Source organism: Streptomyces sp. NPDC033229, assembly GCF_055576875.1.
This window is the reverse complement of sequence record NZ_JBVIQR010000030.1, coordinates 44311-56272: the sequence shown is the minus strand read 5'-3', so window position 1 is coordinate 56272 and position 11962 is coordinate 44311. Positions and strand designations below refer to the sequence as shown.

Sequence of the window (11962 nt, the reverse complement as noted above, 5' to 3'; positions counted from 1 at the left end):
TAACATGACGCCCCGTCAGCCAGGGGAGGAGCTCGCCGATGGACGCCTCGCTGAGCGAGGAGCAGCACCGGATCAGGCGCACTCTGCGTGAACTGCTGCTCAAACGCTGTGGCCCGGACGACGTCAAGGCCGCGGTCCGCACCGGGATCGGCTACGACGAGAGCCTGTGGCGCTGTCTCGGTGAGCAGCTGGGGCTGCCCGGCCTGGCGGTGGAGCGGCGGTACGGGGGTGTGGGGTGCGGGCCGACCGATCTGGCGCTGGCAGGCGAGGAGACCGGCCGGGCGTTGCTGCCCTCGCCACTGCTGGCGACGGCGGGCCTGGTGGCGCCCCTGGTGGCGGCCCTGGGCACGTCCCGGCAGCGCGCGGAGCTGCTGCCGCGGCTCGCGGCCGGGGAGCTGACGGCGACGCTCGCGGTCCCGGGCCGCACGCTGCCGGCGGCCCTCGGGCTCACCGGGCCGAACAACGGCGCATGGTCCGGTGGCGGCCGGGCGGGCGGTGTACAGGGGCGGCCGGTGGAGGGCGGCCGGAGCTGGCGGCTGTACGGCGAGGCCCGGCAGGTGCTCGACGGTCACAGTGCCGGCCTCCTGCTCGTCGCGGCGCATGTCGGCGGGTACGCGCGCAGCCGCACCCTGCTGTTCGCCGTGCGGCCGACGGACGCGCGCGGTGTGGTCCGTACGCGGCAGACCGTCCTGGACGAGACCCGGCCGCAGGCCCGGATAGAGCTGCGGGACACGGAGGCCGAGCTGCTGGGCGCGGACCCGGACTCCGCCCCCGCCCTCCGCGACGACGTGTGTGGCGCCCTGGCAGCCGTGGGAGAGCTCGTGGCGGCCGTGCTGGCGGCCGAAGCGGTGGGAGCGGCGGAGCGGGCGCTGGAGCGGACGGTGGAGTACGCGCGCGTGCGGGAACAGTTCGGCAGGCCGATCGGGTCGTTCCAGGCGGTCAAGCATCGGCTGGCGGACCTCTACGTGGCGGTGCGAGCGGCACGCTCGGCGGCGTACTACGCCGCATGGGCCGTGGGCCGCCGGCCGGATGTCGGGGCTCGTCCGGGGCGGGGCGAGGGGCGGCCCCAGGCTCCGGCCGCGGCCGATTCGCCGCCGGGGCATGAGAGCGCCAAGGTCGTCGCCGGGCTCGCGCTGGCCCAAGCGCTGGAAGCGGCGCGGATCGTGGCGGGAGAAGCCGTCCAACTGCATGGAGGTGTCGGCGTGACGTGGGAACACGATGTGCAGCTGTACTTCAAGCGGGCCGCATCGGACGAGCTGCTCTTCGGGCCCGTGTACCGGCTGCGGGACTGCGCGGCGGAGGCGGCGGGGCTGTTTGGCGCGGGTGCGGGCCGGGAAGCGGTGGCCCTGTGACGGCCGTAGTGGTACGCCTCGTGCAGAAGTTGTCCTCGAGCCGCGCGTTCGCCCGGGTCGCGCCGCACTTCGTGCCGGCGCTCGACCGGACCCTGCACCGTCTGACCGGCGGAAAGGTGCTGCTCAGCGCCCAGATGCTGCCGAGTCTCCTGCTGACGGCCAGGGGTGCGAAGAGCGGACTGCCCCGGCGGACGCCGCTCGCCTGCATGCCCGAGGGCGACGGTCCCGGCAGCTGGATCCTGATCGGCAGCAACTTCGGCCGTCCCGGCCATCCCGACTGGACGGCGAATCTTCTGGCGCACCCGGACGCGGAGATCAGCTGGAGGCGGCGGGACATCGCCGTACGGGCGCGGCTGTTGCGCGGGGCGGAGCGGGAGGCCGCGTGGGCGGCGGTGGTGAAATTCTGGCCTCCGTACGCGCGCTATCAGGCGCGTGTGGAGCGGGAGATCCGGCTCTTCCGGCTGGAACAGAGGTAGCCGCGCGACATCGTGAGCGGTGCGCGGGAAGTGACGTCCGCTGCCGGATCGCGCCGCGGCGGGCCGCCCGGGGCCGAGCCCCGGATGGCCCGCCGCTGCGATGACAGGACGTGCGAGGCGCGCTACGGCGCTACTTGGTCGGCTTCTTGCCCGTGATGCCGAGGTGGACGAGGAGGGCCAGGTTGGGCTTCAGTTCAGCCTGCTTGACTCCCCAACTCTGGAAGCCCTTCTGGTGCGAGGCCACCGCGGCGAGCATCGCGACGAGCGAACCGGCGACCGCCGCCGGGCTGACGTCCTTGTCCACCTTGCCCTTCGACTGGAGTTCCTTGACCGAGTCCGTGAGGGAGTTGGTGACGGCGTTGAGGATCTTCATGCGGATCTTGTAGAACCGCTTGTCGCCTTCGGCCGCTCCCAGATCGACGACGCGCAGGATGGCGTCGTGCTTGCGCCAGAAGCCGAGGAAGCCGTCGACGAGTTCCTCCGCGGCCTGCCAGCCGGACTTGCCGACCCAGGAACGCCCGGCGACGAGTTCGGTGAGGGTCGCGCCCTCCTTCGCCATCTCCTCGGCGATCTCGAGGACAGCGCCCTCGACGTCGGGGAAGTACTGGTAGAAGGTCGCGGGAGAAGTGCCGGCCTTACGGGCGACGTCGATGACCTTGACGTCGCGATAGGGCGAGGAGCTGAGCATTTCGCTGAGGCAGTCGAGCAGCTTCTGCCGCGTCGCCTGTCCGCGTCGTCCGGCCACCCGGCCGTCGACGGTGCGTACTTGTCCTGTCATGCCGTCAGCTTACCGAGGGGTGATCGGAGCGCGATTCGGCCGCATGCAAATGGGGGCGGGGGTGCGGGGCGGGGTGTACCCCCTGATCAGGGGGGTTGTGGGGGTTGTGAGGGAGGGCGGAGCGGATTGGCCCGTACCGGTGAATCCTCTTATCAACAGGCTGTGGACAACGCCGTCGAGCGGCACCGCCCCATGGTTATCCACAGGCCGCGCGAGATCCATGATCCCCCTATAGCGTGGCAGTCGTAACACCTCGGGAACGGGCATGGAAGGAGCCGACCCATGAGTACGGACTCGGACGCATTCCCGGACGGCGTGCCGTGCTGGGCGGATGTCACTCTGCCGGACCTCGAAGCGGGCAAGCGCTTCTACGGTGAGCTCCTCGGCTGGACCTTCGACGTCGGCACCGCCCGGTTCGGCTACTACACCCAGGCCTCCCGCGACGGGAAGAAGGTCGCGGCCCTGGTGCCCAAGACCGACGGCCGGATGCCGACGGCCTGGGGTGTCTACTTCGCCTCGTCCGACGCCGTGGCCACGGCCGGCCGGATCGAGGTCGCGGGCGGCCGGATCATCGTCGGACCGATGGGCATAGCCGACTTCGGCAGAATGGTGGTGGCCGCGGACCCGGACGGGGCGGTCTTCGGCGTCTGGCAGGCGGGCAGCCACCACGGCTTCGAGCTGCGCGGCGAGCCCGGTTCCTACGGCTGGACCGAGGTGTACACCCGCGACCCGAAGTCGGTCGACGCCTTCTACGAGGCGGCCTTCGGCTTCACCTCGACGGATCTGAGCGAAGAGGCGGGCATGGAGTTCGCCATGTGGACACCCGCCGGGAAACCGGCCGCCTCGGAGCATGCTGTAGGGGGCCGGGCCGTCCTCGACGACAGCTTCCCGGCGGAGATGCCCGCGCACTTCCTGACGTACTTCGTGGTCGACGGCTGCGACGCGGCGGCGCACGCGGCGGTCGGCCTGGGCGGACGAATACTGCGCGAGCCGCAGGACACGCCCTACGGACGCTTCGCCGTGCTGGCCGACGACCAGGGCGCGAGCTTCGCCGTCATCGACCTCTCACGGGTGCTGCAGGGATAGCGGAGCGACGGCCCACGGGCCGGTGCGAAGAGCTGGGGACGGGAGCGACCGAGACGACGGGGAGGGGTGCGGGACGGGACGTTCCGCATGTGGTGGAGACACGGCGAAGCGTGCCCCGGGTTCGCAACCGTGGCCTTCGCCAGGAAGAATCAGGTTGCGTACCCCGGGATAATTCGCGGTGATGCGCTGCACGGGGCTGGAACCCTTCAAGCCCCCACGGGGAGGTGGCAGGCAAGTGGTGGAGCAGCTTACGCAGCACGACCCGAGACGGATCGGCCCGTTCGAGGTGCTCGGCCGACTCGGTGCCGGCGGCATGGGGCTGGTCTATCTCGCCCGCTCGGCGTCCGGCCGACGGGTCGCGATCAAGACGGTGCGCACGGAGCTCGCGGAGGACCAGCTCTTCCGGGTGCGCTTCACCCGCGAGGTGGAGGCGGCCCGCGCGGTCAGCGGCTTCTACACCGCCGCCGTCGTCGACGCCGATCCACGGGCGGCCGTGCCATGGCTGGCCACCGCGTATGTGCCCGCCCCCTCGCTCGAGGAAATAATCAATGAGTGCGGGCCGCTCCCGGCCCAGGCGGTGCGCTGGCTGGCGGCCGGGATCGCGGAAGCGCTCCAGTCCATCCACGGTGCGGGGCTCGTGCACCGCGACCTCAAGCCGTCGAACGTGCTGGTCGTGGAGGACGGGCCGCGGGTCATCGACTTCGGAATCGCCTCCGGTGTGTCCAACACCCGGCTGACGATGACCAACGTGGCGGTCGGCACCCCCGCGTACATGTCACCCGAGCAGGCGCGGGACTCCCGGAGCGTGACGGGCGCCAGCGACATCTTCTCGCTGGGCTCGACGCTGGTCTTCGCGGCGACCGGGCACGCGCCCTTCCACGGCGCGAACCCGGTGGAGACCGTCTTCATGCTGCTCCGCGAGGGCCCCGACCTCGGCGGGCTGCCGGACGAGCTGCGCCCGCTCATCGACTCGTGCATGCAGATGACGGCGGAGCACCGGCCGAGCCCCGCGGACCTGCAGTCGCAGCTGGCTCCGCACCTCTTCGCCTCCGGCGGCGGTGACGACAGCGGCACCGCCTCGGCCTGGCTGCCGGACAACGCCGTCTCCCTGATCGAGCAGCGCCGGGCCGGGCACCGGCCCGCGGCGGCGGGCGCGGGGGCCAGGGGCGCCAGGAGCCGTCCCAGTGCCCCGCCGCGGCCTCCGCAGCCGCCGACCCCGGCGCCCGGCCCCGCCGCGTCGTACGACCCGCAGGGCGGGCACGCGAGGAGCGGCCCGGGCTGGGGCGAGGGACACGCGGCAGGAGCCGGGGCCGTCGGTGCTGCCTCCGGCCGGTCCGGCATGGTCGGCGCGCGGGACCCGCGCGGTGGCCTGGGCGGCCCGCACGTGGCCGCCGCCACCGGACCCGTCGGCGCGCAGGGCCGGCACGCCGCCGCGCCCGTCGCGTCCGCCCCCGACGGCGCCGTGCGGCTCCCGGGCTCGCAGGTGCCGATCGGCCCCGGCCCCCGGGTCGCCGACGCGCGCGAGTCGCAAGCCCAGACGGGCACCGGGCCCGCGACCGGCTGGGTGCGTCCCCCGGCCGGGGCGCCCGCGGCCGTGCCCGTGCAGAACCCGGCGCCCACACCGGACACCGGAGCCAACGCCCAGGGCGAGCCGGGGCGTTGGCGACCCTGGCGGTTCAGGATGTCCAATGACGTCTGGGGCACCCCGACGGTCGCCGGCGATCTGCTGTACGTCACGTCCTTCGAGGTGCACGCCCTCGATGTGGCCAGCGGTCGGCGGCAGTTCAAGACCCGGGACGTCGCCTGGGCGATGGCCGTTGCCGACGGCCGCATCCACGCCTCGGACGGGCCGACGCTGTACGCGCTGGACGCCACCGACGGCGCCGAGCACTGGCGGCTGGCGACGGACGGCTGGGTCTACTCCCTCAAGGCCGACCACGGGACGATCGTCACCGGTACGCGCGGCGGGGGCGTGCAGGCGTGGGAAGCCGCCAACGGCGAACTGCTGTGGGAGGCGGGCGGTCTCCAGACCGACTTCGAGACGCCGGACTGCGGGCCGTTCGTCCAGGACGGCACGGTGTACGTGTGGGCCGACGCCCGCTTGAAGGCACTCGAGGCCCGTACGGGCGCGGAGCGCTGGTCGTACCCGATCGGCGACGCCGCCTCGTGCGGTGGTGTGCCGGTGCGCTTGCTGGCGGCACCGGACGGGGTCGTGTACGTCGCGGCGGGCACGCGCGTGCTCGCGATCGACGTGGCCCGCGGGGACGTGCGCTGGCGGTTCGAGGCGCCGGCCGTCTTCCTCAGCCCGCCCGCCTTCGCGCCCGGACCCGCTGTGACGGGCGGCGGCGTCTACATCGCCGACTATCTGGGCACCGTCTACGCCCTGGACGCGGCGACCGGCCGGGACCGCTGGCGCATCGCGACGGAGGCCCGCCAGTCGACGGAGCCGGTGCTCGTGGCGGCCGGATCCGTGCACCTGGGCAGCGGCGGGGCGCTGTACACCCTGGACGCCGTCACCGGCACACCCAAGTGGCGCTTCGCCGCCGGCGGCGATGTCGTGGGTGCCCCCGTCGTCGCCGACGGCAGGGTCCACTTCGGTTCCGCCGACCACTGTCTGTACACGGTCGACGCGGCGGGCGGACAGCTCCGTTGGAAGCTGGCGACGGGCGGTGAGATCACGGGCTCACCCGTGGCGACGGGAGGTGTGGTCTACGCGTGCAGCAAGGACCGCTGCGTCTACGCCCTGGACGCGGCCAAGGGCACGGGGCTGTCCCGCCGCTGAGCCGACCTGGTCGGCCGGCCCCGCCATGTGCCCGCCGCCGGGACGTCATCGGGTGTCGGGACCGGCGTCTCACCGGGTGTCGGGAGGCGGGGCGGGCCAAGGGGGCGGGGTGGCCGCCGGAGGGGAGGGGAGAGGCTGGGTGTCGTAGGGCGCCTGCGGATCGTCGTAGGGTCCGGGCGCGCTGTGCGTGCTGTTCTGGTCGCCGTACGGGGCGTACGCGTCAGGCGGTGGCTCGGGGATCGGGTCGTACGGGCCGGGCGGTGGCTCGGACGTCGGGGCGTACGCGCCGGGCGGCGGCTCGGGGATCGGGTCGTACGCGTCAGGCGACGGCTCGGGGATCGGGTCGTACGCGCCGAGTGGCGGCTCGGGAATCGGGGCGGGCGCGAAGGCGTCGGCGTGGCGGGGACGGCGGCCGGGCATGACGAGGGCGGCCAGGAGCAGCGCGGCGCCGCCGACGGCGGCCGTGGCCACACCGGTGTTCAGCCCCTCGCCGCGGGCCCCGACCGTGAGGGAGCCCGCCGCCTGGCCCTGCCGGACGGCCCACAGCACCGTGAGGGCGAGTACCACCATGCCCGTCAGGCCGACGAGCAGCCGTGACCGCAGCACCAGCCCCATCAGCGTCACGAGTGCCGTGATCAGCATCGGTGCGAGAAGCGAGCTGACCAGCCGGGCGTGGTCCCCGGTGACACCGTCGGCGCGAAAGAGGTCCACGACGAGGTAGTCCTTCCCCCGCCGGTCGCCGTACCAGGGGCGGAAGGGGCTCCAGACGATGGCCACCACGCCGGCGAGCGCCACCAGGGAGCCGATTGCGTTGCGCAACGTCGCCATGACACGACGCTACGTCCGCGCCGTGGCCCCCGCCATCCGCAGCCGCTGACCGTCCGCCGCCGCTCAGCGCAGGCGGTACTCCCGGTCACGGGCGGCGAAGAGCCCCGCCTGGCGGTCCGGCGGCAGATTGCCCAGGGAGATCAGATGGGGTGCCAGGGCGAGCGCCCGTTCGCGTGCGGCCTCCCTCGCCGCCCACACGGCGCGCACGGTGCCCTGCACCGCCTCGGTCGGGTAGGACGCGATGACGGCGGCGGCGCGCAGGGCCGCGGCGACGGCCTCGCCGGACGGGGTCAGTTCGGAGACCAGGCCGATCTCGTACGCGCGGCGCGCGGAGAGCCGCTCCGCAGTGCCCATCAGCGCCAGTCTGGCCGCCTCGCCGAAGGGCATGCGCTGGGCCATCGAGATTGATTCGTAGGCGCTGACCATGCCGTACGAGGTGTGCGGGTCGAAGAACGTGGCGTTCTCCGAGGCCACGATGAACTCGGCCTCGCCGAGCAGATAGAACGCCCCGCCGCAGGCCATGCCGCCGACCGCGGCGACGACCGGCTTCCACAGGTCGGCGGCTTTGGGGCCGATCGTCAGCAGCGGGTCGTCCAGGCAGTACGGGGAGGCCGGCTGCGGGACGCGGGCCGCACGATCGAGACCCGTGCAGAACGCGCGGTCCCCGGCGCCGGTGAGCACGATCGCCCGCACGGTGTCGTCGCGACGGAGGTCGCGCCACAGGGCGCTCAGCCGGGCGGCCGTCGCGAGGTCGATGGCGTTGTGCCGCTCGGGCCGGTCGAGGCTCACGAGCGTGACGCCGTCCCCGGCGGCTTCCGTGCGCACCGTCATGGGCGCTCCAACAGCCAGCGGGGCACGCTGACGCCCTCGGCCAGCTCGGTGAAGGCGACGACGACGGGGGCGCCGATGCGCAGCCTGGCCGGGTCGACGGAGTCGAGTGCCGCGTCGGGTGCGGATACCAGATTGCCGACGAGACGGATGCGCGGATCGTCGGCCAGCTCGACGACGATCACGTTGTACGGGGCCTGGTCGGTGTAAGGGGGCAGCAGGGGTGGGTGGGGCCGGACGAACGACCAGATGCGGCCGCGGCCACTCGTCAGACGCCACTCGCTGTCGAACGACTGGCAGCGCGGGCAGCAGGGCCGGGGCGGGAATCGCGGCTCATGGCACCCGGCGCAGAACTGAACGCGCAGCTCACCGCGGGCGGCGAACTCCCAGAAGGGCGAGCCGTCCTCGTCCGGCACGGGCAGCAGCGGCCCGTTGTCAGTGGTGCCCTTCATGATGGAGGACATGAGCACTCAACTCCTCAGCAGAAGTGCCGAAGTGGGGACTCCCTCGCCTGCCGTGACCAGGCATGTCGTGGCGTCGGGGACCTGTGCGGTGGAGCTGCCGCGGAGTTGCCGGACGCCCTCGTTGATGAGGTTGAAGCCATGGACGTAGGCCTCGCTGAGCCCGCCGCCCGCCGTATTGATCGGGAGCCGGCCGCCGATCTCGAGCGCACCGCCTTCGGAGAAGGCCGCTCCCTCTCCGCGCCCGCAGAAGCCGTAGCCCTCCAGGGAGAGCGGTATGAGCGGGGTGAAGGCGTCATAGATCTGTGCGACGTCCACGCTCTGCGGGCCGAAGTCGGCGTTCTTCCACAGGTGGCGGGCGGCGGTCCAGGAGGGGCCGGTCAGCGGGTCGTCGGTCCAGTAGTTGACCATGCCGTGGTGCTGGGCGGGCAGGCCCTGGGCCGCGGCATGGACGTACACGGGGCGGCGGCGGCAGTCGCGGGCGCGTTGCGCGGAGACGACGACGCAGGCCAGGGCCCCGTCCGTCTCCAGACAGTTGTCGAAAAGGCAGAGCGGCTCGCTGATCCAGCGCGAGTCCATGTACATCTCGCGGGTCAGCGGTCGCTCGTACATCATCGCCGCGGGGTTCTGGTTGGCACGGTTGCGGCAGGCCAGCGCGACGTTGAAGAGATGGTCGCGGGTGGCGCCGTACTCGTGCATATAGCGGCGGGCGAGCATCGCGATCTCGTCGACAGGTCTCAGCAGCCCGTACGGCCGGGTCCACTGGCCGGGGGTGGGGAGCTGGGTCCGGGTGTTGCGCCACGGCCGGGGGCCGGAGCCGCGCTTGCGGGAGCGCCAGGCGACGCCGACGGTCGCCTGTCCGGTGGCGACGGCGAGGGCCAGGTGCGCGATGGTCGCGCAGGAGCCGCCGCCTCCATAGCCGACCTGGGAGAAGAAGGTGACATCACCCGCCCCGATGGCCTTGGCGATCTCGACCTCGTCGGTCTCTTCCATCGTGTAGGAGGCGAAGGCGTCGACCTCGGAGGGCCGGATGCCCGCGTCATCGAGCGCGGCGATGATCGCGCGACAGGCCAAGGTCTTTTCAGCGGCGGGAAGTTGTCTGGCGAAGGGGGTCTGTCCTATGCCGACGATCGCAGTAGCGTCCTTGAGCGTTGCCGCCATCGCCACCTCCGTGCTGTCGGTGTGCACACTGCTGACAGCGCGGAAGGGTATCGCTAATCTGACGACGAGTCAGCTATGGGGCCGGGTGGCCGGCCGGTCGGAGAGCTGCCCGCCCGAGGGGCCGACCCGGCCAGGCGCGGGGGAGGGCATGCGATGCGCGGCGATCTGGAATTCACCTCCATACCCCTGCTGGTCCGCACAGCCGCCCGGCGGCATGCCGACCGGGAGGCCGTGGTCGAGGGCAGGACCCGGCTCAGCTACCGGCGGCTCGGGGAGCGCGTCGAGCGGGCGGCCGCCGCGTGCCTCGCCGCCGGGGTCGAGCGTGGCGACCGCGTCGCGATCTGGGCCCCCAACTCCCTGGACTGGATCGTCTCCGCCCTGGGCGCCGTCACCGCCGGTGCGGTCCTCGTCCCCGTCAACACGCGCTTCAAGGGTGCCGAGGCGGTTCAGGTCCTGGCGCGCACCCGCGCCCGGCTGCTGTTCATCACCGGCACCTTCCTCGGCACGTCGTACGTCGCCGCGCTGCGCGCCGCCGCCGGTGGTGCGGCGGAGGGCGGAAAGGGCGGCCCGCTGTCCGGTCTGCCGCATCTGCGCGATGTCGTCGTCCTGGCCGAGGACGCACCGGCGGACTTCCGCACATGGAAGGAGTTCCTCACCGCCGGCGGGGCGATACCCGGTGCGGCCGTACGGGCCCGGGCCGACACCATCGGGCCGGAGGACCCCTCCGACATCATCTTCACGTCCGGCACCACGGGCGAGCCCAAAGGGGCGGTCGTCACCCACGCGCAGACGCTGCGGACCTTCGGAGTCTGGAGCGAGCTGGCCGGACTGGTGGAAGGGGACCGCTATCTGATCGTCAACCCCTTCTTCCACACCTTCGGTTACAAGGCGGGCGTCATCGCCAGCCTCATGCGTGGCGCGACGATGATCCCGCAGCCGGTCTTCACGGCGGAAACGGTGCTGGCCAACATCACGGCCGAGCGCATATCGGTGCTGCCCGGTCCGCCCACACTGCACCAGTCGCTGCTCGACCATCCGGCCCGGCGTGCACACGATCTGTCGCCCCTGCGGCTGGTGGTGACGGGAGCGGCCGTCGTGCCCCGCCGTCTGGTCGACCGGTTGCGTGCCGAGCTGAGGATCGCGACGGTGCTGACCGCCTACGGCATGAGCGAGGCGACCGGAGTGGTGACGATGTGCCGGCGCGGTGACTCGGCCGAGGTCGTCGCCGGGACATCGGGCCGGCCCATCCCGGACACCGAGGTCAAGGTGGTGGGGCCGGACGGCACGGCGCTGCCGCCCGGCGAGCCCGGCGAGATCCTCGTGCGGGGATACCAGGTGATGTGCGGCTACTTCGAGGATCCGGAGGCCACCGCCCAAGCCATCGACTCCGCCGGCTGGCTGCACACCGGCGACATCGGCGTCCTGGACGCCGAGGGCAACCTCAGGGTCACCGACCGGCTCAAGGACATGTTCATCGTCGGCGGCTTCAACGTGTACCCGGCCGAGGTCGAGCAATCGCTGGCCCGGCACCCGCAGATCGCGGAGGTCGCCGTCGTCGGAGTCCCCGACGAGCGTCTCGGCGAGGTGGGCAAGGCGTTCGTGGTGCGACGGGCACAGCCGTCGGACGTGGCGGCCGCAGAGGCCCTGACGGCCGACACGTTGATCGTCTGGGCCCGTCGGCAGATGGCCCATTACAAGGTCCCGCGCGCGGTCGAATTCGTCACCGGGCTACCGCGGAACGCCTCGGGGAAGGTTCTCAAGAGGCAGTTGCGGGAGCGTGGTGGGGCCATGGGAGCGGCACACGGGCCGGAAGGTCCGGGCTCGGGCGGGTAGTGGTCCCGTGGCCTGATGTCGCCGTCCGTCGAAGGGTGGCGGCCTCCGTGGGAGCCCCGCAAACGTGCCTGTCGGAGGCGCCCGTCGAACGGGCGCCCTTGCCGGGGCGCCTGTGGCGGCACTCGCCCCGGCGTCGGGTGGGAGGGGCGCGGTCGGGTGGACGTACCCCGTCCGGTCCTTGTGTCGACCGGGCGGAGCCGCGATGTTCTTGACCGGCCGCGCCTCCCGCAGGGTGCGACCTTCGCCGATGCCGGGCGCTTCGCGCGCCGACCGCCCGGAGCGATCGCCGGACAGACCGGAACCGGACAGACCAGAACCGGATGGACCGGAGCCGGGTCGGCCGGGGGCCTAACGGGTCGGCCGCGGTCCTACCGGAC

Annotated in this window: 10 protein-coding genes; 5 read left to right on the top strand and 5 right to left on the bottom strand. The window is 72.7% G+C overall.

Annotated features, from left to right (window positions below; translation table 11 throughout):
• Positions 1 to 38 precede the first annotated feature (38 nt).
• On the top strand, positions 39 to 1352 hold the full coding sequence (locus tag ACZ53N_RS24870; protein WP_469142999.1) for an acyl-CoA dehydrogenase family protein: 1314 nt from the start codon (positions 39 to 41) through the stop codon (positions 1350 to 1352).
• A gap of 20 nt (positions 1353 to 1372) precedes the next feature.
• Complete coding sequence (locus ACZ53N_RS24865; protein WP_469142998.1) at positions 1373 to 1828, top strand: nitroreductase family deazaflavin-dependent oxidoreductase; 456 nt, start codon at positions 1373 to 1375, stop codon at positions 1826 to 1828.
• A 130-nt stretch (positions 1829 to 1958) separates the two neighbouring features.
• Here the strand turns inward: ACZ53N_RS24865 and ACZ53N_RS24860 are convergent, their stop codons facing one another.
• On the bottom strand, positions 1959 to 2606 hold the full coding sequence (locus ACZ53N_RS24860) for a TetR family transcriptional regulator (RefSeq protein ID WP_184733958.1): 648 nt from the start codon (positions 2604 to 2606) through the stop codon (positions 1959 to 1961).
• Between the two features lie 282 nt (positions 2607 to 2888).
• Between ACZ53N_RS24860 and kbpA the strand changes: the two genes are divergently transcribed.
• A complete protein-coding gene (kbpA, locus tag ACZ53N_RS24855) occupies positions 2889 to 3692 on the top strand; it encodes an AfsK-binding protein KbpA (RefSeq protein ID WP_469142997.1) in 804 nt (267 codons plus the stop codon).
• Between the two features lie 235 nt (positions 3693 to 3927).
• Positions 3928 to 6474, top strand: a complete 2547-nt coding sequence (afsK, locus tag ACZ53N_RS24850) for a protein serine/threonine kinase AfsK (protein WP_469142996.1) — start codon at positions 3928 to 3930, stop codon at positions 6472 to 6474.
• 69 nt (positions 6475 to 6543) lie between these two features.
• On the opposite strand, the gene ACZ53N_RS24845 is transcribed toward afsK, so the two are convergent.
• From ACZ53N_RS24845 to ACZ53N_RS24830, 4 genes are all read right to left on the bottom strand, one after another.
• Positions 6544 to 7302 (bottom strand): hypothetical protein, encoded by a 759-nt coding sequence (locus ACZ53N_RS24845; protein WP_469142995.1) that lies wholly within the window; start codon positions 7300 to 7302, stop codon positions 6544 to 6546.
• 63 nt (positions 7303 to 7365) lie between these two features.
• Entirely contained in the window at positions 7366 to 8133 is a 768-nt protein-coding gene (locus ACZ53N_RS24840; RefSeq protein ID WP_469142994.1) for an enoyl-CoA hydratase/isomerase family protein, read from the bottom strand.
• A complete protein-coding gene (locus ACZ53N_RS24835; RefSeq protein WP_469142993.1) occupies positions 8130 to 8594 on the bottom strand; it encodes a Zn-ribbon domain-containing OB-fold protein in 465 nt (154 codons plus the stop codon). Before ACZ53N_RS24835 ends, ACZ53N_RS24840 begins: the two co-directional genes overlap by 4 nt.
• 6 nt (positions 8595 to 8600) lie before the next feature.
• The gene (locus ACZ53N_RS24830; protein ID WP_469142992.1) at positions 8601 to 9752 is read right to left on the bottom strand and encodes a lipid-transfer protein; all 1152 of its coding nucleotides are present in this window, start codon (positions 9750 to 9752) and stop codon (positions 8601 to 8603) included.
• Between the two features lie 153 nt (positions 9753 to 9905).
• Between ACZ53N_RS24830 and ACZ53N_RS24825 the strand changes: the two genes are divergently transcribed.
• Positions 9906 to 11585 carry a FadD3 family acyl-CoA ligase gene (locus ACZ53N_RS24825; protein ID WP_469142991.1) on the top strand — a complete coding sequence of 560 codons (1680 nt, stop codon included), beginning with the start codon at positions 9906 to 9908 and terminating at the stop codon, positions 11583 to 11585.
• Positions 11586 to 11962: the final 377 nt, after the last annotated feature.

What these genes read in the sequence shown, in the direction of transcription:
- ACZ53N_RS24830 (WP_469142992.1), bottom strand. Translation starts at nt 9,752, where the DNA reads ATGGCGGCAACGCTCAAGGACGCTACTGCGATCGTCGGCATAGGACAG.
- ACZ53N_RS24845 (WP_469142995.1), bottom strand. Translation starts at nt 7,302, where the DNA reads ATGGCGACGTTGCGCAACGCAATCGGCTCCCTGGTGGCGCTCGCCGGC.
- ACZ53N_RS24825 (WP_469142991.1), top strand. Translation starts at nt 9,906, where the DNA reads ATGCGCGGCGATCTGGAATTCACCTCCATACCCCTGCTGGTCCGCACA.
- ACZ53N_RS24860 (WP_184733958.1), bottom strand. Translation starts at nt 2,606, where the DNA reads ATGACAGGACAAGTACGCACCGTCGACGGCCGGGTGGCCGGACGACGC.
- kbpA (WP_469142997.1), top strand. Translation starts at nt 2,889, where the DNA reads ATGAGTACGGACTCGGACGCATTCCCGGACGGCGTGCCGTGCTGGGCG.
- ACZ53N_RS24870 (WP_469142999.1), top strand. Translation starts at nt 39, where the DNA reads ATGGACGCCTCGCTGAGCGAGGAGCAGCACCGGATCAGGCGCACTCTG.
- ACZ53N_RS24840 (WP_469142994.1), bottom strand. Translation starts at nt 8,133, where the DNA reads ATGACGGTGCGCACGGAAGCCGCCGGGGACGGCGTCACGCTCGTGAGC.
- ACZ53N_RS24835 (WP_469142993.1), bottom strand. Translation starts at nt 8,594, where the DNA reads ATGTCCTCCATCATGAAGGGCACCACTGACAACGGGCCGCTGCTGCCC.